Genomic DNA, 22,056 nt, shown 5'->3' on the forward strand with positions numbered 1-22,056 from the left:
TTGTCTTCCCGTCGAGAGCCATATGGGCGCGAGCGCGCCCGGCGGATCGGCCGCAATCCATACAGCCACAACGCCGCATCTGCAACAGGGAGCCTTGACAAAGCGGCCCTGACGCGAAAGGTCACACCTCAGAGCGCAAGCCCCGCGCAAGACCTCATCCGGGAAGGACAGTCATGAACACCGAGACCACGAGGGACCAGGCCGCAACCGGCAGCACCGTCGATGAGCGGGAAGTGGCCCGTTTTTCCGCCATGGCCGCCGAATGGTGGGACCCGGCCGGCAAGTTCAAGCCGCTGCACAAGTTCAATCCGGTGCGCCTTGCCTATATCAAGGAGCAGGTCTGCGCCCGCTTCGGCCGCGACCCCAAGGCCAGTGACGCCTTCAAGGGCCTGCGCTTCCTCGACATCGGCTGCGGCGGCGGGCTCTTGAGCGAGCCCATGGCCCGCCTTGGCGCCGAAGTGGTGGGCGCCGACCCCTCGACGGTCAATATCGAGATTGCGAAGCTCCACGCAGCCCAGTCCGGCCTTGCCATCGATTACCGCGCCTCGACCGCCGAAGAACTGGCGGCAGCGGGCGAGACCTTTGACGTGGTGCTGAACATGGAAGTGGTGGAACACGTCGCCGATGTGCCGCTGTTCCTCGCCGAAGTGTCACGCATGGTCCGCCCTGGCGGGCTGATGTTCGTGGCCACCATCAACCGCACCCTCAAGGCCTATGCGCTGGCCATCGTCGGTGCCGAATATGTGCTGCGCTGGCTGCCGAAAGGCACCCACTCATACGAAAAGCTGGTCCGCCCTGAGGAAATCGAGCGCCCGGTGACGGCCGCAGGCCTCACGGTGACCGACCGCTGCGGCGTCACCTTCAACCCGCTCACCGACAGCTGGAACCGCTCGCGCGACATGGACGTAAACTACATGCTGCTCGCCAGCCGCTGAAGCAGCCACCCGGGACAGAGAAACGGCAAGATCAGGAAAACGGAATAGTGTCACATGACGCTATTTTGTTTTCACCAAAAGCGTCACGCTTCTATTTTGCAGGCCATTCAACCACTTGCCCGAGCACAGCCTGTCATGACGCCGGACCTGATCGCCGCCTTTGTTCTCTACGCCTTCGTCTCCTCCATCACGCCAGGGCCGAACAACACCATGCTGCTGGCCTCGGGTGTGAACTTCGGCCTCAGGGCCTCCCTGCCGCATATTCTGGGCATCAATATCGGTTTCTCGATTCTGGTGCTGTCCTGCGGGCTGGGCATAGGCGCACTCTTCGAACTGTGGCCGGCTCTCCATGACGTGCTGAAATATGCCGGTGCGCTTTACATGGCCTGGCTCGCCTGGAAGATCGCCCGCTCCGGCGCGCCGCAAACCGCGGGCGCCAAGCCGAAGCCTTTCACATTCCTGCAGGCGGCCGCCTTCCAGTGGATCAATCCCAAGGCCTGGATCATGGCCATCGGCGCCATCGCTGCCTACACACCAGCAGACGGTTTCTTCACCAACGTGCTGATCATCACCCTGCTCTACAGCCTCACTGGCGGCCCCAGCTCTCTCGCTTGGGCGGCGGCAGGCACGCTGCTGCGCGGTTTCCTGTCGAACCCGAAGCGGCTGCAGGTCTTCAACATCGCCATGGCGCTGCTGCTTCTCGCATCGCTTTATCCGGTCATGATCGATGCTGCGCAGGGCATTGGCCTGATGCTGCACTGACACCCTGCCTGTCTCCGAAACAGTCTTCCCAAGCAGGATTTTTTCCGGCACGAGAAAGCCTTACGTTTCAGGAACAAAGGGATACGCACGCATGACCGAGGCTGTCGTCTTCATTCCGGGCCTGCTCTGCACCGAGCTGCTGTTTGCCGGACAGATCACCGCCTTCTCGGACCGGCCGATCCTCATCGGCGATCACCGGGAAGCGGACAGTGTCAGCGCCATCGCGGAGGGCATTCTGGCAGCAGCACCTGAGCGCTTTGCCCTCGCCGGGCTTTCCATGGGCGGCTACATCGCCATGGAGATCATGCGCAAGGCACCGGAAAAGGTGACGCGCCTGGCCCTGCTGGACACCAGCGCCCGGCCCGACATGCCCGAGCAGGGCGAGCGCCGCCGCGTGCTGATGCAGATGGCCCAGTCCGGCAAATTCGCCAAGGTGCCGCATCTGCTTTATCCGGGGCTGGTGGATGCCTCGCGCGCCGAGGATGAAACGCTGAAGGCCGTGGTGGTGGAAATGGCGGAAGACACGGGGCCTGAAGCTTTCGTGCGCCAGCAGACCGCCATCATGGCCCGGATAGACTCCCGCCCTTTCCTCGGCCGGATCACCTGCCCCACGCTGGTGCTGGCAGGGGAAGGCGACACGCTGACGCCGCCCGCGATCGCCCGTGAAATCCACGAGGCCATCCCCGGCAGCCGCCTCAGCCTGATTGCCGGGGCCGGGCACCTTTCCACGCTCGAGGCCCCCGGCGCCGTCACCGCAGAGCTGCAGGCCTGGATGCGTGCCTGAGAGGTCAGGCCGGCCGCGTCACACTGCCGCAAGATTTGGGGCCCCATGCCGCATTACCGCCGCAGACTGGGTATTTTCTTATGAGGCAGATCAAAACGGCTGTCACATTCCCTTGCTAACCTAGCGGCACGTGTGCATGCTAAGGCCTCACCCGCGGTAATTGCCAGCAGCATGCAGGCTACGGCCTGACAGACCGCAAGCAGCGGCAAGTCAGGCGTCTATCCTTCTGAAGACGCGCAATCGACATCTGTGGGAGGTCGACATGACAAAAAACCGTATTGAACATGACACCGCCGGAAACGGCACCATGGGGCTCACTGCACCGTGGATGAATGTGGCATCCAGAAATTGGGCCACTAACTGGTCATGGGCCGAACGCTCTGACAAGCTGGGCGAACACGCGCTCAGCGCCCTGGAGACCGCCAGCCGTCAGATTCTGGAAGGCAGCGAGAAGGCTTTCGCCGGCCACATGGACTTCGTGAATCAGCGGCTCAAGGCAGATCTCGCCTGCTTCCGCTCGCTCGTGGCCTGCAAGGAACCGGCAGAAACCGCCAAGACTCTGCAGGGCTTTTTCCGTGACATGTGGCACGACTACGAAGCCCAGGCGCAGAAGACGCTGGAGCTGTTGCAGACCAGCTTCGCCGAGACCTCGAAGGCTGGGGATCTGGTCGTCGATACGGCGGCAGAGGTGGTCGAAGACATGGCCCAGCAGACCATGGAAGCGGCCTCCAAGGCCATGGAACCGGCCAACAGCAACGGCAGCGGCGAAACGGCAGCCCGCAAGGCCGCCCCGCGCGCAAAACCGGCTGCCAGCGCCTGATCAGGCTCCATCCAACAACAGCCGGGCCAGCCGTTCAAGCTGACCCGGCTGCTGGCATGGACTGAGCGAAGGCAGCAATTAGTTGCGGTCTTCCGGCAGCACCGGCAGCGGCAGTATGCTGATGCCCTCTTCCAGCAGGGCCTGGGCATCATCCGGGCTGGTCTCGCCGTAAATGCTGCGATGATCCGCCTCGCCATAGTGCATCTTGCGGGCCTCATCGGCAAATGACTGGCCCACATAATCGGCATTCGAGACGATCTGCTGGCGCAGTTCCCGGAGTTTCTGCAGAAGCTCGGCATGCCGCGAATCCGAAGCAATCATCGCCGAGGTTGCTCCCGCGCCTGCCGGAGCGGCAGGCGCCTCGACGGGCGCAGCAGCTTCTGCGCCGCTGACAGGCGCAAGGCTCTCCCGCCGCTCCGAGGTGCTGACGGCAGGCGCCATCAAAGCCTTGGTGACGTCGTCAGACCCGCAGGCCGGGCAGCTCATCAGTCCTTGCGCCGTCTGGCGCTCGAAATCTCCGGAATTGCGGAACCAGCCCTCGAACTCATGGGCATTGTCGCAGCGGAGCGTGTAACGGATCACGCTTCAATCTCCTTGCCGGTCTGCGTCAGGGTGAAATCCCGCTCATTCGCGATGGCGGGAATGCGCTGACGCGCCTTCTGCGTTTCTTCTGTGTCGATACGGGCGGTCACAAAGCCCGGTTCATCATGGTCAAGTTCCGCGATCACCGCGCCCCAGGGATTGACGATCAGGCTGTGGCCATAGGTCTCGCGCCCGTCCTCATGCTTGCCGCCCTGAGCGCTGGAGATGACGAAGGCGCCATTCTCGATCGCCCGCGCCCGCTGCAGCACATGCCAATGCGCTTCGCCGGTCTGGCGGGTGAAGGCGGCCGGCATGGTCAGCACCTCGGCCCCGGCGCGCGCCTGCGCCCGGAACAGGGCCGGAAAGCGCACGTCATAGCACACAGCCATGCCGAGCCGTGCAAAGGGCAGATCCGCCACAAGGCTCTCGCAACCGGGCCGGTAGGTGGCAGACTCCCGCCAGCTTTCGCCGTTGGGCAGATCCACGTCGAACATGTGGATCTTGTCGTATCTCGCCTTCAGGCTCCCATCGGGACCAATGAGAAAGCCGCGGTTTGCCGCCTTGCCCGGCTCCAGCAGAATGGCGAGTGAACCAATATGGAGCCAGATGCCAAGCTCTGCAGCCAGCGCCCGGAATCCGGCAAGCGAAGGATCTTCCCCCTCCACCCGGATCTTGGCCATCAGATCCTCGCGGCTGCGATCCAGCAGATTGGTCATCTCCGGCGTTTGCACATAGTCCGCCCCCGCTGCTGCCGCCTCGCGGATCAGAGCTTCGGCAGCGGCACTATTGGCAGCAACGTCCCGGCTGGAGCGAAGCTGCACGCAGGCGGCGGTGAAGATGGCCATGTGTCACAAGCTCCGGATCAGGCGGCGAGCATGGGATCGAGCTTGCCCGCCCGGTCCAGATCATGCAGGTCGTCACAGCCGCCCACATGCACCCCGCCGATGAAAATCTGCGGGAAGGTGCTGCGGCCATTGGCCTTGGCAATCATCTCGGCCCTGAGACCCGGATCAAAACTGGCGTCATGTTCGGTATAGACAACGCCCTTACTGTCCAGAAGGCGCTTGGCCGCAGAACAGTAGCCGCACATCTGCCGGGTGTAGATGATGACTTCAACCACGTTTCAACTCCTTATGGACAGGTCACCGCCCCTCAGGCCACTGACAGCCCTCCCAATCGTCATCCGGACGCAGCGAAGCGGAGATCCGGGGACCGGAGAGCCAAGGCCTTCCGGCTGCAGCTCCCTGAAACAGCATATGCCCCGGCTCACCAGTCCCGGCTCAAGGCAGGGATGACGATGGAGGGGCATCAGCCTGTCAAGAATGCTCACAGACAGTCCAACTGCGCTTACCGGCTTATATCTGCCGGAACTTGCGCCGGACAAGCCCTGAAAATGGCTGGAACCCAAGGTGAGCCACTCACTCGGCCGTGAGCGAGGGATCGGCGATGGCGAAGGTCAGCACGTCCACCTGCCGCGCGCCGGCCCGCAGCAGCACCCGCGTGCAGGCCTCCACGGTTGATCCCGTTGTCAGAACATCATCCACCAGCACCACCGGCCACCCGCTGATCTTCATGGCCGCCTCCGGCCGGAGCGCAAAGGCGCCGCGCACATTGCGGCTGCGCTCATCCGCATGCAGGCCCACCTGCTGGCGGGTACGGCGCCTCCGCTCCAGCATCAGTGGTTCAAAGCCCACTCCCTTGATGCGCGCCACCTCCTGCCCCAGCAAGGCTGCCTGATTGAACCGCCGCTGCCAAAGGCGCGTGCGGTGGAGAGGCACGGGCAGAACCAGCGTGTCAGGCTGGAACAACTCACGCCCGGCAGCTGCCATCAACCGCCCCATGGGGGCTGCCACCTCGCGCCGCCCGCCGAATTTGAGCGCCAGCACCAAGTCCCGCGCCGGGCCGCCATAGAGAGTGGCTGCACGGGCCCGGTTGAAGAGGGGCGGCGAGGCGATGGCACGGGCGCTCAGCCCCTCAGGCCCGAGATCAAACGGGAGCGGCGTGCCATAACGGGTGCACCAGGGCGCCTCGATGAAGGGCATCAGCCCCCAGCAGGAGGGGCAGACTGCATCGGGCTCTGCAGAAGGGGCATCGCAGGTGAGGCAGCGCGGCGGCAGCAGAAAATCGAGCCCGGCACGCCAGATCCGGCGCAATCCGCCGAGGGAGCAGCGGCGCCAGTCAAGGCTGTGAAGACCTGCATCCGGTTCCTGAAGCATCTGCCGCCTCTTGCAACCCGTGGCTCACGTCACCCTAGCAGCTTTTGACGAAAGCGGAAGGCTGGGCCTATAAGGCAGCATGCCCGGCACCCGGAAGACACCCACATGACCCGCATCGACCTCATCGACCGTTCCCTCTTCGCCCTGCGGCGCAGCCGTGCCCTTGAGCGCCGCGCGGAAGGTGCCGACTTCCTGCTGGCCGCTGTCGCCGAAGATCTGGCGGACAGAATTGCGGCGGTGACGCGCGAATTCGGCACGGCGGTGGATCTGGGCGGCCACACCGGGCGGATTGCTGAAATCCTGCACCAGAGCGGCAAGGCGGAGACGGTGCTGCGTGGTGACCTGTTCATGGCCGACCCTGCCCTGCACGCGCCGGATTTTGTCTGCGATGACGCGCTGCTGCCCTTGAGGGATGCCTCCGTGGGGCTGATCGTCTCGGCGCTCAGCCTCCAGCTTGTCAACGACCTGCCGGGCGCGCTGATCCAGATCCGCCGGGCCTTGCGGCCGGACGGGCTGTTTCTGGGGGCGCTGCTGGGCGGGGATACCTTGAGCGAGTTGCGCGACTGCCTGATGCGGGCGGAGCTGGAAGTGACCGGCGGCGCCGCCCCCCGCGTGGTGCCCTTTGCCGACACGCGGGACCTTGGTGCCCTGCTGCAGCGCGCAGGCTTTGCCCTGCCGGTCACGGACACGGACAAGCTGACGGTGCGCTACGACAATATCTTCGCGCTGATGCGGGATCTGAAGATGATGGGCGCCACATCGGCACTGAACGAGCGCAGCCGCAAGCCGCTGTCACGGGCCGTGTTCCTGAAGGCGGCAGAACTCTATGCAGCAGATTACAGCGATCCGGACGGACGCATCCGCGCAACATTTCAGGTGATATATCTGTCAGGCTGGGCGCCGCATGAAAGCCAGCAGAAGCCACTGAAGCCGGGTTCCGCCAAGAGACGGCTGGCCGATGCGCTGAAAGTGCCGGAAGATAAAAGCGGGGCCTGATCAGCCCCCGCGCAGGGCCGTGCTGATGATGGAGAAGGCGGTACCGATATCCTGGCCAATGGACAGGAGGGTCGCCATGATCGCTGCGGAGATGAAGGCCACCATCAGGCCGTATTCCACGGCCGTTGCACCTTTCACGTCGTCCCGGAAACGGGCCGCCAGATCAAGGCCGATCTGAACGCGCTTCCTGGCGGGGGCACCAAACATGCCTGCCGGATTTTCGTCCAGTCGCATTGCAACTCCTAACCAGCCAGATACGCGGCTGTTTGCCTGTCGGTCTACATCAGGCGCCGACCAGCCCTATCAGATGGGGGATCAGCGGCTCATCGGCCGGTGGCATGGGAAATTCCCTGAGCTTGCCTGCCCGGACCCATTTCAGGGTCTGCCCTTCCTGGGCTGCGGGAGTTCCTTGCCATCGCCGACAGACATACAATGGCATGAGGAGGTGAAAATCTTCATAAGCGTGGCTGGCGAAGGTCAGAGGGGCTAGGCACTCTTCCTTAACGCTGATTCCAAGTTCCTCGGAAAGCTCGCGGATCAGGCAGGCTTCCAGCCTTTCTCCAGCTTCCACCTTGCCTCCGGGGAATTCCCAGAACCCTGCCATGGACTTCCCCTCGGGCCGCTGCGCGATCAGGATACGCCCGTCCGCGTCAATGAGAGCACAGGCAACGACAAGAACCATCCGCATGGCATGTTCCAATTTTAGACAGTTTTGAGCGGGCTCTTAAAAAATCTCAGGGCCCGCCCCGAAGAAAGTTTGACGGTTCAGCTGCGGTAATCGCCGTTGATCTCGACATAGGCCTTGGTCAGATCGCAAGTCCACACGGTGGCGGAGCCCTCGCCCAGACCAATCTCTACGCGGATGACGATATGCTCCCGCTCCATCACGGCAGAAGCGGCCGCCTCCGAGTAATCCGGATCCCGTTCGCCATTGACGGCCACACGCACATCGCCGAACCAGATGGCCAGACGGTCACGGTCCGCCGGCTCTCCGGCCTTGCCGACAGCCATGACGACACGGCCCCAGTTGGCATCCTCACCGGCAATGGCGGTCTTCACCAGCGGCGAGTTGGCGATGGACAGGGCAATGCGCTTGGCCGACGCATCGGAAGAGGCACCCTCGACGCGCACTTCCACGAACTTGCGGGCGCCTTCACCGTCGCGGACGATCTGGTGGGCCAGATCCAGCATTACCTCACCCAGCGCCTGACGGAAAGGCTCCAGACGCGGATCGGAGGCCTCGGTGACGCGCACAGCACCGCGTTCGGCCGCCTTGCCGGTGGCAAACAGCAGGGCCGTGTCGGAGGTGGAGGTATCGCTGTCCACGGTGATGGCATTGAAGCTGCCGCCGACGGCGCCGGAAATCAGCTCCTGCAGCACGGGAGCTGCAATCGGAGCATCGGTGAAGAGGAAGGACAGCATGGTCGCCATGTCCGGGGCGATCATGCCCGCCCCCTTGGCAATGCCGTTCAGCGTCACCGGCACACCGCCCAGATCCACCGTGCGGGTGGATACCTTCGGATAGGTGTCGGTGGTCATGATCGCCTTGGCCGAATCGAGCCAGGAACCGGCAACGGCATCGGCCACAAGGCCGTCAACAACTCCGGAGAACTTTTCCGCAGGCAGCGGTTCGCCGATAACGCCGGTGGAGGCGAGATAAACCTCGCCCTGGGCGCAGCCGGCCGCCTTGCTGACGATGTCCGCCGAAAGCTCGACTGCTGCCTTGCCCTTCTTGCCGGTGAAGGCATTGGCATTGCCGGAGTTGACCAGCAGCGCCCGGGCCTTGCCGGAGGGCAGATTGGCGCGGCACCAGTCCACCGGGGCGGAGGGGCAGAGCGAGCGGGTGAAGACACCGGCCACTTCCGTGCCCTCATCCATCAGCACAAGGAGCACATCCGTGCGGCCCTTGTACTTGATGCCGGCAGCCGCCGTGGCAAAACGCACGCCTTCGATGACGGGCATCTCAGGGTAGGACTTGGGGGCAAGCGGGGAAATTTCTGTCGACATGACGGCCTCTGGCACTCAAATGCAATGAGCCGCAGCCTTGCCCGATGGAAGGGGGGTGCGCAAGACCCATGACACCCCCTGAAACAGGAAATCCCCCGGCGGGGTACCGGGGGATCCCTGTCAGACTGGAAGCGCTTTGCCTTCCGAACCGTCCGTCTTACTGCGCAGCAGGCTTTGCAGCCTCGCCAGCCGGGGCATCGGCAGCAGCATCCTGCTTGATGATTTCCACCGGATTTGCGGCCTTCAGCTCTTCGATCAGCGTTGCATAACGCTCACGCATCAGCATCTGGCGCAGGCCATCGGAAACCTCTTCCAGCGACGGAGCACTCTGGATGCGCCTGTCTTCGGATTTGATGATGTGCCAGCCGAACTGGCTCTCAACCGGCTCCTTGGTGTATTCGCCCGGCTGCAGGGCAAAGGCGGCCGCCTCGAACTCCGGCACCATGCGGCCCTTGGAGAAATAGTCGAGGTCACCGCCATTGGCGGCCGAACCGTCGCTGGAATTGGCCTTGGCCAGCTCGGCAAAGTCGGCGCCGCCGTCCAGCTCCTTGATCAGCTTTTCGGCTTCTTCCTTGGAGGAGACGAGGATATGGCGGGCGCGGACTTCTTCTTCGCCCTGGAAGTCCTTGAACTCCTTGTCATAAGCCGCCTTGACGTCATCCTCGCTGATGGCCGCATCCAGCTTCTGCGCCACATAGGCATTGCGCAGGGCCTGCGTAGTCATGAAGCGGATCTGGCGCTGGAAGTCCCCGTCCTTTTCAAGGCCTTCCTTCTTCGCCGCATCGGACAGAAGCGTCATGTCGATCATCACGTCCGTGAGAATCTGGCGCCACTGGGCCGGCGGGAAGCGCTGCAGCTGCGGGCCAAGGTCACGGGCGGCAAAGGCGATATCGGCTTCGGTGATTTCCGTGCTGCCGACCTTGGCAACAACGTCACCCGGCTCGGCCGCAGACAGGGCCGTGGCACCGAGGCTGAGCGCCGTTGCGGCGATCAGGACCGGGCGCAGGGGGCGGCTCATGAAAGAACGGAACATGTGGAGTCCTTAGGGTCAGAATTTGAACAGCTCTGCGCCGCATGAGCGCAAGCTGCCGCAACCTTGCTGAAAGCGGCGGCGTTGACAAGCATCCTACCCCCTCTTATCTGTCGAACGTCCCGCGCCACCTTCAAGGGCGGGGCATCCATGGAACGGCAGCTTTGCAGCCCGCACGCGGGCAGGCAGGCGGACCGTGTACCGGAAATGAGATTTTTTTGAGGGCCGGCGACAGGGGCCTTGCACCTGATGCCGCCCGCCACTTGGAAGGACCGCCACATGGCCGGCCTTGGCGCATTAGCACGTAAGATTTTTGGCTCCCCGAGCGACCGCAAGATCAAGGCCATGAAGGCGAAGGTTGCGGCCATCAATGCTCTCGAAGCCGAAGTACAGGCATTGTCTGACGACGCGCTGCGCGCGCGCACCCAGACCTTCCGCGAGCAGCTGGCCAAAGGCGCCACGCTGGACGACATTCTGGCCCCTGCCTTCGCCACCGTGCGCGAGGCAGCCCGCCGCGCCATCGGGCAGCGGCACTATGACGTCCAGTTGATCGGCGGCCTTGTCCTCAACTCCGGACAGATCTCCGAGATGCGCACTGGTGAAGGCAAGACGCTGGTCGCCACCGCTCCAGTCTACCTCAACGCTCTTGCAGGCAAGGGCGTTCACGTGGTCACTGTGAACGACTATCTGGCCCGGCGCGACGCCCAGATGATGGGCAAGGTCTATGGCTTCCTTGGCCTCAGCACCGGCGTCATCGTGCACGGCCTGTCCGACGAAGAGCGCCGCGCCGCCTATGCAGCCGACGTGACCTACGGCACCAACAACGAATTCGGCTTCGACTATCTGCGCGACAACATGAAGTACGAGCGCGCTTCGATGGTTCAGCGCGGCCACAACTTCGCCATCGTCGATGAAGTGGACTCGATCCTCATCGACGAGGCGCGTACGCCGCTGATCATCTCCGGCCCGCTCGAGGACCGTTCCGATTTCTACAACACGGTCGATGCCTTCATTCCCGCCCTGACGCCGGAAGACTACGAGATCGACGAGAAGCAGCGCTCGGCCACCTTCACCGAAAGCGGCAACGAAAAGCTGGAGCAGTTGCTGAGGGCCGCCAACCTGCTGCGCAGCGAGTCGCTCTATGACGTGGAAAACGTCAGCGCCGTGCATCACCTGCAGCAGGCCCTGAAGGCTCACAAACTGTTCCAGCGCGACAAGGACTACATTGTCCGCAACGGCGAAGTGGTGATCATCGACGAATTCACCGGGCGCATGATGCCGGGCCGCCGCTATTCGGAAGGCCTGCATCAGGCGCTGGAAGCGAAGGAAAAGGTCCGCATTCAGCCGGAAAACCAGACCCTCGCCTCGATCACCTTCCAGAACTACTTCCGCATGTATGACAAGCTGGCCGGCATGACCGGGACGGCTGCGACCGAAGCGGACGAGTTCCAGGACATCTACGGGCTGGAAGTGGTCGAGATCCCGACCAACATGCCGGTCAAGCGAGTCGATGACGACGACGAGGTCTACCGGACCGCAGACGAGAAGTTCAACGCCATCGTGGCGCTGATCGACGACTGCAAGTCCCGCCAGCAGCCGGTTCTGGTCGGCACCACCTCGATCGAAAAATCGGAAATGCTGGCCGAACGCCTGCGCAAGCACGGCTACCGGCAGGTGGATGTGACCGATCCCAACGCCTTTGCTCCGCTGCAGAACGGCGATCAGGGTGGCAAGGAAGACAAGATCTTCGCGGTGCTGAACGCCCGCTACCACGAACAGGAAGCCTTCATCATCTCCCAGGCCGGCCTGCCCGGTGCCGTCACCATCGCCACCAACATGGCCGGCCGCGGCACCGACATCCAGCTTGGCGGCAACCCGGACATGCGCATCGAGCGTGAACTGGCAGATATGGAAGCCGGTCCCGAGCGTGATGCGCGCGTGGCCGCGATCCGTGCAGAAATCGAAGTGCTGAAGCAGAGAGCACTGGCTGCCGGGGGCCTTTACGTCATCGGCACCGAGCGCCACGAAAGCCGGCGCATCGACAACCAGCTGCGCGGCCGCTCGGGCCGCCAGGGCGATCCCGGCCATTCGAAATTCTTCCTGTCGCTTCAGGATGATCTCATGCGCATCTTCGGCTCCGAACGCATGGACTCCATGCTGCAGAAGCTGGGCCTGAAGGACGGTGAAGCCATCATCCACCCGTGGATCAACCGGGCGCTGGCCAAGGCCCAGCAAAAAGTGGAAGCGCGCAACTTCGACATCCGAAAGAACCTGCTGAAGTTCGATGACGTAATGAACGACCAGCGCAAGGTGGTATTCGAACAGCGCCTCGATCTGATGGATGGTGAAGACCTCGGCCAAACCGTCACCGACATGCGCCACGAAGTGATTGATGACCTCGTTTCGCGCCACATCCCCGAGCGGGCCTATCCGGAACAGTGGGATACGGAAGGCCTTGCGAAGGAGGTGCAGACCCTCCTCAACCTTGACCTGCCGATCGTCGACTGGGCCAAGGAAGAGGGCATTGCCGACGAGGAAGTGCGCGAGCGCCTCATGAAGGCAGCCGACGCCGTCATGGAAGACAAGCGCAGCCGTTTCGGCCAGCAGATCATGCGCCAGGTGGAGAAGGCGATCCTGCTGCAGACACTGGACAATCTCTGGCGCGAGCATCTGGCGAACCTCGATCATCTGCGTTCGGTCATCGGCTTCCGCGGCTATGCCCAGCGTGACCCGCTGCAGGAATACAAGACCGAAGCCTTCAACCTGTTCGAAACCATGCTGACCCAGCTGCGCCAGATCACCACCTCCCAGCTGATGCGGGTGGAACTGGTGACCCAGCAGGCCCCGCAGATGCCGGAAGAGCCGCGTGAGATGCATCCCCATCACCTCAACCCGCTAACGGGAGAGGATGAGATGGCCGATGATCTGCCGGCGAGCAGTTTTATGGCAACCGGCGTTGCCCGCGACCCGAATGATCCCGCAACCTGGGGCAAGGTCGGCCGCAACGAGGTCTGCCCCTGCGGCTCGGGAAAGAAGTACAAGCACTGCCACGGCGTGTTGAGCTGACAAGAAGCAGATGCCTCCGGCCCGGCCGGGGGCATTTTTCCTGACGGGCCGGCCAGCGCGTGACCCGTCCAGAATCCGAATGTGGGATGCCTTCACCATGGACCTCCCGCCCTCAGCGGCCAGCCAGTCCGTCTATCTGGAGCGGCGTGCCGCCCGGCGCCCCTCCCGCCCGCTCTTGTCCATCGTTGTGCCCGTCTACAACGAAGCCGAAGTGCTGGATATTTTCCTCACCGAAACTCAGGCAGCCCTCGCCGGACTCAACGCAGACAGCGAGTTCGTCTTCATCGATGACGGCAGCAAGGACGAAACGGCCCGCATCATAGCCCAGCATCTGGCAGATGGCCTGCCGGGACGGCTGGTGGGCCTGTCACGGAATTTCGGCAAGGAAGCTGCCCTCACCGCAGGTCTTGACCACGCCAAGGGTGACATTCTCGTCATCCTCGATGCTGACTTGCAGGATCCGCCCGGCCTCATCCCCGAAATGCTGGAACTCTGGAAGCAAGGCCATGACGTGATCTACGGCCTCAGGGTGGACCGCTCGCAGGACACGCTGATGAAGCGCAGCACGGCCAGCATGTTCTACCGGATCTTCGACCGGCTGACGAACATCCACATGCCCGCCAATGCAGGCGACTTCCGCCTGATCGACCGCAGTGTCGTGCAATCACTGAAGAATCTGCCGGAGCGCAACCGCTTCATGAAGGGCCTTTTTGCCTGGGTTGGCCATACCTCCACCTTCATTCCGTACGAGCGCCCGCCCCGGCGGGCCGGGGAAGGCAAGTGGAACTACTGGAAACTCTGGAACTTTGCGCTGGATGGTCTTGCCAGCTTCACCACCGTACCGCTGAGGATGTGGCTCTACAGCGGCGGCCTGATCGCAGCCATCGCTTTTGCCTATGCCATGTTGCTTGTCACCCGCGTGCTGCTTTTTGGCGTTGATGTGCCAGGCTATGCGTCACTGATGGTCAGCATCCTGTTCTTCTCCGGCTTGCAGCTTCTGTCGATCGGCATCATTGGCGAGTACATCGGGCGCCTCTTCGTCGAGGCGAAGCAGCGGCCCGTCTATCTGGTGCAGGACATCATCGAAGCTCCTCCTCCTGCAGTTACGGCGCAGACCGCGACGGATGAGTTCACCTCCGGCGGGGACCGCACATGATTTCCAGTGAAAGGCAGCAGAAGCTTCTGCGGGAATTTGGCACCATCATCCGCTTTGGCATTGTCGGCCTGTCGGCTGCGGTTGTTCATGCCGGAGTGGCCGTCGGCCTGCTGGAGTGGGCGCATCTTCCACCGATGTTTTCCAACATCGGCGGTTTTCTGGTGGCCTTCATCGTGTCCTTCACAGGACACAATGTCTGGAGCTTCCGCTCGGAAGAAGACGTAGAAACCGGAAAGCGGATGGGCCGTTTCTTTGTGCTGGCTGCAGCTGGTTTCCTGCTGAACAATGGCGCGCTGGCGGCTTTGCTGAAGTTCGCGCCGGTGCCCGACGCTGTCAGCATCATCATCGCGATCTTCGTGGTTCCGCCGCTCACCTTCCTCGGCGCCCGGCTCTGGGCCTTTGCCGAACCATCCAGCTCCAATTCCCGATGACCGGACGACCGATGATGTCAGCCGCCCGCGCAACCCTTCTCTACTGCCTTGCCATCTGCCTGCTCTGGGCCCTGGTGCCGAGTGTGCTGTTTCCCAATCCGCCGCTGGATGTGGTGGAGGGCTTTGCCTGGGGCCGGGATCTGGCGCTTGGCTACACCAAGCACCCGCCGCTGCAGGCCTGGCTGCTGGAGGCAAGCTATCATCTGACCGGCGGCCATGCCTTCGGCGCCTACTGGCTGAGCCAGATCTGCTACGCCCTCACTTATCTGGCGATCTGGCTGCTGGGCCGGGACATGGGCCTTGCGCCAGGGCAGCGGTTCTGGGCCATTGCGGCCACCAGCTGCGCCTTCTACTTCACCCTGCCCGCGCCGGAGTTCAATCCGAACATCCTGCAGATCCCCGTCTGGGCCGGCATGCTGCTCTTCTTCCACCGGAGCCTTGCCCGTGGCCGGCTGGCTGACTGGCTGCTGCTCGGTCTCACCGCCGCGCTCGGGCTCTATGCCAAATATTTTACCGGCCTTCTCATCGGCTGCATCGGCCTCTATGCACTGACCTTCCGCGATGCGCGCCGCTGCCTTGCAACGCCCGGCCCCTATCTGGCCATGGTGCTGGCGCTGGCGCTTTTTGTCCCGCATGTCTGGTGGCTGAAGGAAACAGACTTTCTGACCTTCACCTATGCCGCGAGCCGCAGCGTTCCGGCGGAAAGCATCGCAGACCACATTCTCAACCCGGTCAATTTCCTGCTCGGCCAGTTTGGCAGCATGGCACCGGTGCTGATCCCCATTTTCGCCGGGCTCGGTCTGGCGGGCCTGCGCGGCACGGCACCACGGGGTGAGCCGCCCCGCACCGGTTCGGCGGATCTGCGGTTCCTGCTGTGGTTCACCCTGCTGCCCGCCCTTGTCGTGATGCTGGTCTCCGGCATCACCGGTAATGCCTTCAAGCAGATGTGGGGCGCATCCATGTTCACCCTGGCAGGGCTGCTGCTGGTGCGCTTTGCCTCAATCCGGAACGGCAACTGGTCCCTCCGCCGCGCGCTGGCCGCAGCTGCTGCAGTGCAGGTGATCTTCCTCAGCGTTGCCGCCGGGCAGGCGCTGGTGGAGCCGCTGATCAAGAAAAAGCCGACGCGCATTCACTTTCCCGGAGCGGAAGTAGCGGCACAAGCTGAAGCGGCCTGGCGCGAAGCAACCGGCACGCCGCTCAGCTATGTGGCCGGCGACATGTGGCCGGCAGCCCATGTCACCCTGTTCTCTGCGGACAGGCCGCATCTCTTCACCGATCACATCCCCGCCATCGCCCCGTGGATCAGCCTGGAGGACGTGAAGAAGACCGGCGTTCTGGTGATCTGGACCGGTGACAGCGAAACGCCCACAGGCTCGCTGGCCGCGCTCTATCCGGGCCGCCTGCGCGACGGCTTTGCCGATATCCCCTACGCCGCCCCGGCCAAGTGGCCGCCGCTGCGCCTGAACTGGCTGATCGTCCGGCCCGGCGAGGTTGCCGGCGGGTAAGACCACCTGTTGTTCGCTCCGGCCATCTCCTTCTCTCCGTCCTGCCATGACCTGATCATGGCATCCATGCCGTTTCGGCCCGGCAAGGAGAGAAGCCAGACATGGGTGCAGGGAGATGCCCCGAACGCGCGGAAAGGACACGGAGTGGATGCCATGGTCAAAACCATGGCATGACGAAACTATGTGACATTATTGCGCTTTTCTCTGAAGCAGCAAAGCCGCGCTAGATACCCGGCGCGGCCTTGTCTTCATCTCCAGAGCCGTATCAGCGCCTCAGCGGATCACCACCTTGGCGCCCACGGAAACCTCGCTGTAGAGGTGTTCCACGTCATCGTTCCACATGCGGAAGCAGCCGGAGGAGACGGCCTGGCCGATGCTCCAGTCCTCGTTGGTCCCGTGGATGCGGTAGACCGTGTTGCCCAGATAGAGCGCGCGGGCACCCATCGGGTTCTGCGGGCCGCCTGCCATGAAGGCGGGCAGCTTGCGGCCTTTCTTGCGCTCGCGGGCGATCATTTCCGGCGGCGGCGTCCAGCCCGGCCACTCGGCCTTGCGGGTGATCTTTTCCTCGCCCTTCCAGGTGAAGCCGTCCCGGCCGACGCCGATGCCGTAGCGCATGGCCTTGCCATTCCCCAGCACGTGGTAAAGGCGGCGCTCCGCGGTGTCGACGATGATCGTGCCGGGCGCCTCCGGGCCGCGGTAATCCACCATCTTGCGCTTGTATTCCCGGCGGGCGATCTTCGCCGCCACTTCTGGGGTCAGCTTCATTTCCAGCCACTGGCGCGTGACCGGATCGTAATGGGTGCTGTCATAGGCAGATGCAGGCACGGCAGAAAAGACGCTCAAGGCAATGCCGGCAACAGCAGCCATGAAGGTCAGACGGGACAGACGGTGCATGGAAAGGCTCGCTGGAAGGTTTCGGTTGGATCAAACACAGGAACGCAACGGGAGTGCCCGCACGATGACGGGCTGAAACTCCAGTATTTCTAGCGTTTTCGCGGTGAAGAAACCGTTACATGTCCAGGCGGAAAGCCTCAGCCTGCTTTTCCGGCCAGAAATGCTTCCACATCCGCCCGGCGCGGCAGCGGCGCAACCGCGCCATAGCCGGTAACGGAGAGCGCTGCCGCCGCATTGGCATGGGCCGCAGCCGCAAAGGCATCGCCGCTGCGCAGATATTCGGCCAGGAACGCGCCGTCGAAGGCATCGCCTGCGCCCGTCGCATCCACAGCCTTCACCTTGTGGGCCGCCAGCGTCTCGCGGCGCTCTGCCGTGGCAATCAGCACGCCATCGCCGCCCATGGTCAGCGCAACCACCTTGGCCCCAAGACCCAGCAGTTCACCGGCGATGCCATCAGCATCCTGTGCGTGGCAGATCTGGCGGGCGTCATCAAGGCCCGGCAGGATGATATCCGCCATGCCGATGGTCGAGCGGATGACGGCACGGGCGCGGGCCAGCGGCCACAAAGCAAGGCGCAGGTTGGTGTCGTAAGAGATCAGGCCGCCGGCAGCACGCACCTGCTCGACGGCAGCAAAGCAGGCGTCGCAAGCAGACGCCGAAATCGCCTGGCTTATGGCGGAGAAATGCAGCACGCGGGTCTTGGCCAGCATGTCCTTCGGCAGGTCGCGCGGCTGGTAGAGGCTGGCGGCAGAGCCTGCCCGGCGGTAGGAGAAGCGGTGGCCATCGGCGCCGTGGGTGACGAAATAGATGCCGGTCGGCGCATCCGGGTTGGCCTTGACCTCGCTATCGTCCACGCTTTCGGCTTTCCACATGGCGCGCAGGCTGTCGCCGAACACATCGGTGCCCAGAGCCGTCGCCAGCGCCACACGGGCACCCTGACGGGCCGCAGCCACGGCGGCATTGGACACATCGCCGCCAAAACCGGGATGATAGGCACCACCCGCCTCATGCTGGTTCAGCTCAACCATGGGCTCGCCAAGGCAAACGATATCCACCGCGCTTGTCATCTGAAAATCACCCTGAAACAAAGAGGTTTGCCGCTTCTAGACCAGCCGGAGAGCAATGAGAAGCATCTTTCAATCGATTTAATCCGGCAGCAGCCGTGAAGTCCATCCCTTTGAGCGGCCATTGCCGCCCGCCATTCGGGCGGCTAGGCAGAGCGGAACCAGGACGTTATCTAGAGGCAACGCCCCAATTTCCGGAAAGCCGCCATGTCCATCAGCCTGAAGCCCGATGTCCCCGCCCATCTGCCCTATGCCGAACAGGGTGCGGATCAAGCCGGTACACCCCTGGTGCTGCTGCACGGCTTTGGCGGCGACCGGCAGGGCTGGCTGAACATCCAGACGGGCCTTTCCACCCGCCTGCGCAGCATCGCCTTCGACCTGCCGGGCCACGGCATGGCGGTGGGCTGGCCGCGTATCGGCAATGCCGGAGTTTCGGCCAAGGCTGTCAGCCAGTCGCTGGACGCGCTGGAACTGGGAAAGGTGCATCTGGCGGGCCACTCCATGGGCGGCGCCGTTGCCGCGCTCATCGCCCTGCGCATGCCGGAGCGCATCGCCAGCCTGACGCTGATCGGCCCAGGCGGTTTCGGCCCGCAGATCAATGCGGATCTGCTGCGCCGCTACGCCTCGGCGGCGGAGGAAGAGGAGCTTGCCGGCCTGCTGCCGGAGTTCTTCGCTCCCTCCTTCCGCCTGCCCCGCCAGCTCGCGCGCCACGCCTCGGAAGCAAGGTCACGCCCGGGCGCTGTCGAAGCGCTGCAGGAGATCGTGGAAGAGATCCTTGACGGTGACGGGCAGAAGACCCTGCCGCTTGGAGATGTCGCCGCGCTGCCCCTGCCGGTTCAGGTGATCTGGGGCCTTGAGGACGGCGTGCTGCCCGTCAGCCAGAGCGCGGGCCTGCCGGACAGCATCGCCGTGCACCGCCTCGCCGATACCGGCCACATGCCGCATCTGGAGCAGCCCCGCGACGTCATCCGCCTCATCGCGGAGATCACCGGCGGGCGCTGACGCCCGCTGGCGGGACAAACAGATGGCCCCTCAAGCAGGGGGCAGAAGATCTTCACGCCAGGCTTCTCCGATGGTCCGGCGGGCCATCATGTGCGAGCGGGGCGCGTTGATGCTGTCCACGGCAATGAGGCGGCCATCCTTCAGATAGGCGACGTAGAACTTTGCTTCCGCAGGCTCGCCCACCGTGATGGCCTGGTCATAGCCTTCGGACAGGCCCGCGATCTGCAGCTTGACGTGATACTGATCCGACCAGAACCAGGGCAGCGGATCATAGTCCACCGGCTGGCCCAGAATGGCCTGTGCCACCGCCTTGGCCTGATCAATAGCGTTCTGCACGCTTTCCAGCCGCACATCGCGGCCATAGCGGGCGGAGCGGAAGCGGGTGCAGTCGCCGCAGGCATAGACGTCCGGATCGCTGGTGCGGCCGGAAGCATCCACGAGAATGCCGCCATCCACATCCAGCCCTGCCGCTGCCGCCAGCTCCGTGTTCGGCATGGCACCAACGGCAATCAGCACCAGATCCGCCTCGACATGGCTGCCATCGGCCAGCCGCACCCCTGTCACCGCCGCGCCGCCCTCGATCCCGGCAACGCCTGCATTGAGGCGCAGATCGACGCCATGCTCCCGGTGAAGACCTTCGTAGAAGGCTGAGATAACAGGTGACACGACGCGCTTCAGCACCCGGTCCTGAGCTTCGATCACCGTCACCGCCTTGCCCATGGCACGGGCGACAGCGGCAACTTCAAGGCCGATATAGCCGGCACCGATGACAGCCAGCCGGGAATGGGCGGAGAGCGCCTTGCGGATATGGTCCACATCGGCAATCGAGCGCAGGCTCAGAACACCCGGCAGATTGCTGCCCGGCAGCGGCACGGAACGGGCGCGGGTGCCGGTGGCAATGATCAGCTTGCTGTAGGCCAGCTCCTCACCGCTTGACAGAACCACGGTCTTGCCTGTGCGGTCGATGGCGGTCGCCTGGACGCCGGTCCGCAGGCCTATGCCCTGCGTTTCATAGAAGGCCGCCGGGCGCAGCCACAAGCCTTCGGCATCGGTCTCACCGGAAAGGAATTTCTTGGACAGCGGCGGCCGCTGATACGGGGGATGCGGCTCGTCACCCAGAAGATGGATGGCACCTGCAAATCCGCCCTGGCGAAGGGACTGCGCCACCTGCGCGCCAGCCTGGCCCGCACCGATGATGACGATACTCTCCTGCATGACAACTCCCGGCCCGCGGCCCGATATATTCTTTGGGGCCTATCGATAGCGGGAAAAGCCGGGCAAGGCAAAGGCCCTTGCCGGACATGCATCACACAAGGTTCACATGGAAGGATTTGTCCGCAAAAAGGAAAACATGGGCGGGAGATCCCACCCATGTTGAAAAGACCGGCTCAGGCCCCATCACTCTGGTGCAATCAATCCGGCCGCATTGTCCGGGACACTCAGGTCAAGCCGCGCGCACACCTTCAAGGAAGCTGCGGATTTCCTTGCGCAGAACACCGGCCTGCTCGGACAGAAGCTGCGACAAGCGGTCAACCTCGTCTCCGCTGGAACGTGCGTGCTGCGTGGCACTGACAACGGCAGACATACGCTCGGCTCCTTCTTCCGACCGGCTGGACGCATCGGCAACATTCGCCGCGATGCCGCTGACGGCTGCTTCCTGCTGCTCGACGGCAGCAGCGATGGCAACAGCCAGATTGTCCATGTCGGAAATGATGTCCCGCACTTCCGAGATGGCCGTCACGGCTCCAGCGGATGCATTCTGGATCGCCTCAACCTGCGCGGCGATATCCTCGGTTGCCTTTGATGTCTGGTTGGCAAGCTGTTTCACTTCTGCGGCGACCACCGCAAACCCCTTGCCCGCCTCTCCGGCGCGGGCCGCTTCGATGGTGGCATTGAGGGCGAGGAGGTTGGTCTGGTTGGCAATGTCGCGGATCAGGCTCATCACGGCGCCGATCCGGTCCGCCGCGCTCGAAAGCGCCTGCATGGTGGAGAAGGTGGATTCTGCCCCGGCCACAGCCTGCTTGGCGACCTTCGTCGACCGGTCAGCCTGATTGGCAATTTCCTTGATGGAGGCTGCCAGTTCTTCCGTTGCCCCTGCCGCAGACGTCACATTCTGGGCGGCGACGCGCACGCTCTGGCCGGCATTGCCGGCCTGTGCCGCCACCTCATCGGAGGCATGTTCCACAGCGGACGAAGCCTGGCCGAGATCCTTTGATGCGGCATCAAGACTGTCGAGCGCGCGCTGAACGGTCTGCTCGAAGGTGCCGATGATGGCTTCCAGCCGGCGCACACGCTCATCACGTGCCGCATTCTCCTCGGCCTGCGCAGCTTCGAGGCGGATACGCTCGGCCGCATTGTCACGGAATACCCGGACCGTGCGCACCATGGCTGCAATCTCATCGCGGGAATTGCTCTGCGGCAGCTCCACATCCGTCTGGCCGCTGGCAAGACGCTCCATGGATGTCTGCAGCCGAGTCAGCGGGCCGGATACGGAGCGCCCGATGGCAAAGGCAAGCGCCGGCAGGCCAAGCAGCATGGCCAGAATGATGCCGTAGACCACAAGCGAGGACAGCTGACGCACATCAGCCAGCTGCGCAGCCGCTTCAGCATCGCCTGCCCGTGCCGCACTGATCAGCGCCTCGATATGCGGCGGCAGCAGCATGAACAGGTCTTCAACGAGGGCGATCTTGTCCGAGCGCACCACCAGCGCATGATCGGCCCCCACGGACGGGTCCAATTTGATTGTTAGTGCAATGATGGTCGTGGCGCCAGCGCGGGCGGCATTGCTGGTTGGGGTTGCAGGGCC

Annotated in this window: 22 protein-coding genes; 10 read left to right on the forward strand and 12 right to left on the reverse strand. The window is 63.6% G+C overall.

Translation table 11 applies throughout. The annotated features are described in order from the left end of the window. Positions 1–173: 173 nt before the first annotated feature. From ubiG to ASC48_RS18225, 4 genes are all read left to right on the forward strand, one after another. On the forward strand, positions 174–935 hold the full coding sequence (gene ubiG, locus ASC48_RS18210; RefSeq protein WP_055457105.1) for a bifunctional 2-polyprenyl-6-hydroxyphenol methylase/3-demethylubiquinol 3-O-methyltransferase UbiG: 762 nt from the start codon (positions 174–176) through the stop codon (positions 933–935). Positions 936–1,070: 135 nt separating this feature from the next. Beyond that, positions 1,071–1,697, forward strand: a complete 627-nt coding sequence (locus tag ASC48_RS18215; protein WP_055457106.1) for a LysE family translocator — start codon at positions 1,071–1,073, stop codon at positions 1,695–1,697. 91 nt (positions 1,698–1,788) lie between these two features. Then, positions 1,789–2,481, forward strand: a complete 693-nt coding sequence (locus ASC48_RS18220; protein ID WP_055457107.1) for an alpha/beta fold hydrolase — start codon at positions 1,789–1,791, stop codon at positions 2,479–2,481. A 262-nt stretch (positions 2,482–2,743) separates the two neighbouring features. Beyond that, entirely contained in the window at positions 2,744–3,301 is a 558-nt protein-coding gene (locus tag ASC48_RS18225; protein ID WP_055457108.1) for a phasin family protein, read from the forward strand. 78 nt (positions 3,302–3,379) lie between these two features. On the opposite strand, the gene ASC48_RS18230 is transcribed toward ASC48_RS18225, so the two are convergent. From ASC48_RS18230 to ASC48_RS18245, 4 genes are all read right to left on the reverse strand, one after another. Beyond that, the gene (locus tag ASC48_RS18230; RefSeq protein WP_055457109.1) at positions 3,380–3,883 is read right to left on the reverse strand and encodes a DUF1178 family protein; all 504 of its coding nucleotides are present in this window, start codon (positions 3,881–3,883) and stop codon (positions 3,380–3,382) included. After that, positions 3,880–4,728 carry a carbon-nitrogen hydrolase family protein gene (locus ASC48_RS18235; RefSeq protein WP_055457110.1) on the reverse strand — a complete coding sequence of 283 codons (849 nt, stop codon included), beginning with the start codon at positions 4,726–4,728 and terminating at the stop codon, positions 3,880–3,882. Before ASC48_RS18235 ends, ASC48_RS18230 begins: the two co-directional genes overlap by 4 nt. 17 nt (positions 4,729–4,745) lie before the next feature. Further along, entirely contained in the window at positions 4,746–5,003 is a 258-nt protein-coding gene (gene grxC, locus ASC48_RS18240; RefSeq protein WP_072242718.1) for a glutaredoxin 3, read from the reverse strand. Between the two features lie 298 nt (positions 5,004–5,301). After that, the gene (locus ASC48_RS18245; RefSeq protein WP_055457111.1) at positions 5,302–6,099 is read right to left on the reverse strand and encodes a ComF family protein; all 798 of its coding nucleotides are present in this window, start codon (positions 6,097–6,099) and stop codon (positions 5,302–5,304) included. A gap of 105 nt (positions 6,100–6,204) precedes the next feature. Here ASC48_RS18245 and ASC48_RS18250 point away from each other — a divergent pair, with 105 nt between their 5' ends. Beyond that, positions 6,205–7,095 (forward strand): methyltransferase domain-containing protein, encoded by an 891-nt coding sequence (locus ASC48_RS18250; RefSeq protein WP_055457112.1) that lies wholly within the window; start codon positions 6,205–6,207, stop codon positions 7,093–7,095. Here the strand turns inward: ASC48_RS18250 and ASC48_RS18255 are convergent, their stop codons facing one another. The 4 genes from ASC48_RS18255 to ASC48_RS18270 all read right to left on the reverse strand — a co-directional run bounded on the left by ASC48_RS18255 (position 7,096) and on the right by ASC48_RS18270 (position 10,135). Continuing rightward, positions 7,096–7,329 carry a Flp family type IVb pilin gene (locus tag ASC48_RS18255; RefSeq protein ID WP_197717536.1) on the reverse strand — a complete coding sequence of 78 codons (234 nt, stop codon included), beginning with the start codon at positions 7,327–7,329 and terminating at the stop codon, positions 7,096–7,098. It abuts the gene before it with no gap. Positions 7,330–7,378: 49 nt separating this feature from the next. Beyond that, complete coding sequence (locus tag ASC48_RS18260) at positions 7,379–7,783, reverse strand: (deoxy)nucleoside triphosphate pyrophosphohydrolase (RefSeq protein ID WP_055457113.1); 405 nt, start codon at positions 7,781–7,783, stop codon at positions 7,379–7,381. Between the two features lie 77 nt (positions 7,784–7,860). Next, the gene (gene argJ / locus ASC48_RS18265; RefSeq protein ID WP_055457114.1) at positions 7,861–9,102 is read right to left on the reverse strand and encodes a bifunctional glutamate N-acetyltransferase/amino-acid acetyltransferase ArgJ; all 1,242 of its coding nucleotides are present in this window, start codon (positions 9,100–9,102) and stop codon (positions 7,861–7,863) included. Between the two features lie 157 nt (positions 9,103–9,259). Then, complete coding sequence (locus ASC48_RS18270; RefSeq protein WP_055457115.1) at positions 9,260–10,135, reverse strand: peptidylprolyl isomerase; 876 nt, start codon at positions 10,133–10,135, stop codon at positions 9,260–9,262. A 276-nt stretch (positions 10,136–10,411) separates the two neighbouring features. Between ASC48_RS18270 and secA the strand changes: the two genes are divergently transcribed. The 4 genes from secA to ASC48_RS18290 all read left to right on the forward strand — a co-directional run bounded on the left by secA (position 10,412) and on the right by ASC48_RS18290 (position 16,290). After that, positions 10,412–13,198 (forward strand): preprotein translocase subunit SecA, encoded by a 2,787-nt coding sequence (gene secA, locus ASC48_RS18275; RefSeq protein ID WP_055457116.1) that lies wholly within the window; start codon positions 10,412–10,414, stop codon positions 13,196–13,198. A gap of 97 nt (positions 13,199–13,295) precedes the next feature. Then, positions 13,296–14,354 (forward strand): glycosyltransferase family 2 protein, encoded by a 1,059-nt coding sequence (locus ASC48_RS18280; RefSeq protein WP_055457124.1) that lies wholly within the window; start codon positions 13,296–13,298, stop codon positions 14,352–14,354. Continuing rightward, a complete protein-coding gene (locus tag ASC48_RS18285; RefSeq protein ID WP_055457117.1) occupies positions 14,351–14,785 on the forward strand; it encodes a GtrA family protein in 435 nt (144 codons plus the stop codon). Before ASC48_RS18280 ends, ASC48_RS18285 begins: the two co-directional genes overlap by 4 nt. A gap of 14 nt (positions 14,786–14,799) precedes the next feature. Next, positions 14,800–16,290 (forward strand): glycosyltransferase family 39 protein, encoded by a 1,491-nt coding sequence (locus tag ASC48_RS18290; RefSeq protein WP_208975819.1) that lies wholly within the window; start codon positions 14,800–14,802, stop codon positions 16,288–16,290. 273 nt (positions 16,291–16,563) lie between these two features. On the opposite strand, the gene ASC48_RS18295 is transcribed toward ASC48_RS18290, so the two are convergent. Together ASC48_RS18295 and ASC48_RS18300 are read right to left on the reverse strand one after the other, a co-directional pair. After that, positions 16,564–17,184, reverse strand: coding sequence for a L,D-transpeptidase (locus ASC48_RS18295; RefSeq protein WP_055457119.1), 621 nt, complete (start codon positions 17,182–17,184; stop codon positions 16,564–16,566). A gap of 137 nt (positions 17,185–17,321) precedes the next feature. Then, complete coding sequence (locus tag ASC48_RS18300) at positions 17,322–18,251, reverse strand: sugar kinase (protein ID WP_055457120.1); 930 nt, start codon at positions 18,249–18,251, stop codon at positions 17,322–17,324. Between the two features lie 204 nt (positions 18,252–18,455). Here ASC48_RS18300 and ASC48_RS18305 point away from each other — a divergent pair, with 204 nt between their 5' ends. After that, entirely contained in the window at positions 18,456–19,250 is a 795-nt protein-coding gene (locus ASC48_RS18305; RefSeq protein ID WP_055457121.1) for an alpha/beta fold hydrolase, read from the forward strand. A gap of 30 nt (positions 19,251–19,280) precedes the next feature. Here the strand turns inward: ASC48_RS18305 and ASC48_RS18310 are convergent, their stop codons facing one another. After that, a complete protein-coding gene (locus ASC48_RS18310; protein ID WP_055457122.1) occupies positions 19,281–20,465 on the reverse strand; it encodes an NAD(P)/FAD-dependent oxidoreductase in 1,185 nt (394 codons plus the stop codon). A gap of 229 nt (positions 20,466–20,694) precedes the next feature. Then, on the reverse strand, positions 20,695–22,056 hold a 1,362-nt coding region (locus ASC48_RS18315; RefSeq protein WP_208975820.1), incomplete at its 5' end, for a methyl-accepting chemotaxis protein.

The sequence above is a fragment of the Pannonibacter indicus genome (genome assembly GCF_001418225.1).
GTDB classification, from domain to species: domain Bacteria; phylum Pseudomonadota; class Alphaproteobacteria; order Rhizobiales; family Stappiaceae; genus Pannonibacter; species Pannonibacter indicus.

Bases quoted from the DNA above. Each gene is read 5' to 3' on its own strand.
- ASC48_RS18290 (WP_208975819.1), top strand. From the start codon at position 14,800: ATGTCAGCCGCCCGCGCAACCCTTCTCTACTGCCTTGCCATCTGCCTG.
- ASC48_RS18300 (WP_055457120.1), bottom strand. From the start codon at position 18,251: ATGACAAGCGCGGTGGATATCGTTTGCCTTGGCGAGCCCATGGTTGAG.
- ASC48_RS18255 (WP_197717536.1), bottom strand. From the start codon at position 7,329: ATGCGACTGGACGAAAATCCGGCAGGCATGTTTGGTGCCCCCGCCAGG.
- ASC48_RS18285 (WP_055457117.1), top strand. From the start codon at position 14,351: ATGATTTCCAGTGAAAGGCAGCAGAAGCTTCTGCGGGAATTTGGCACC.
- ASC48_RS18250 (WP_055457112.1), top strand. From the start codon at position 6,205: ATGACCCGCATCGACCTCATCGACCGTTCCCTCTTCGCCCTGCGGCGC.
- ASC48_RS18280 (WP_055457124.1), top strand. From the start codon at position 13,296: ATGGACCTCCCGCCCTCAGCGGCCAGCCAGTCCGTCTATCTGGAGCGG.
- ASC48_RS18295 (WP_055457119.1), bottom strand. From the start codon at position 17,184: ATGCACCGTCTGTCCCGTCTGACCTTCATGGCTGCTGTTGCCGGCATT.
- ASC48_RS18270 (WP_055457115.1), bottom strand. From the start codon at position 10,135: ATGTTCCGTTCTTTCATGAGCCGCCCCCTGCGCCCGGTCCTGATCGCC.
- ASC48_RS18305 (WP_055457121.1), top strand. From the start codon at position 18,456: ATGTCCATCAGCCTGAAGCCCGATGTCCCCGCCCATCTGCCCTATGCC.
- secA (WP_055457116.1), top strand. From the start codon at position 10,412: ATGGCCGGCCTTGGCGCATTAGCACGTAAGATTTTTGGCTCCCCGAGC.
- ASC48_RS18225 (WP_055457108.1), top strand. From the start codon at position 2,744: ATGACAAAAAACCGTATTGAACATGACACCGCCGGAAACGGCACCATG.
- ASC48_RS18260 (WP_055457113.1), bottom strand. From the start codon at position 7,783: ATGCGGATGGTTCTTGTCGTTGCCTGTGCTCTCATTGACGCGGACGGG.
- ASC48_RS18245 (WP_055457111.1), bottom strand. From the start codon at position 6,099: ATGCTTCAGGAACCGGATGCAGGTCTTCACAGCCTTGACTGGCGCCGC.
- ASC48_RS18235 (WP_055457110.1), bottom strand. From the start codon at position 4,728: ATGGCCATCTTCACCGCCGCCTGCGTGCAGCTTCGCTCCAGCCGGGAC.
- ASC48_RS18215 (WP_055457106.1), top strand. From the start codon at position 1,071: ATGACGCCGGACCTGATCGCCGCCTTTGTTCTCTACGCCTTCGTCTCC.
- argJ (WP_055457114.1), bottom strand. From the start codon at position 9,102: ATGTCGACAGAAATTTCCCCGCTTGCCCCCAAGTCCTACCCTGAGATG.
- ASC48_RS18220 (WP_055457107.1), top strand. From the start codon at position 1,789: ATGACCGAGGCTGTCGTCTTCATTCCGGGCCTGCTCTGCACCGAGCTG.
- ASC48_RS18310 (WP_055457122.1), bottom strand. From the start codon at position 20,465: ATGCAGGAGAGTATCGTCATCATCGGTGCGGGCCAGGCTGGCGCGCAG.
- ubiG (WP_055457105.1), top strand. From the start codon at position 174: ATGAACACCGAGACCACGAGGGACCAGGCCGCAACCGGCAGCACCGTC.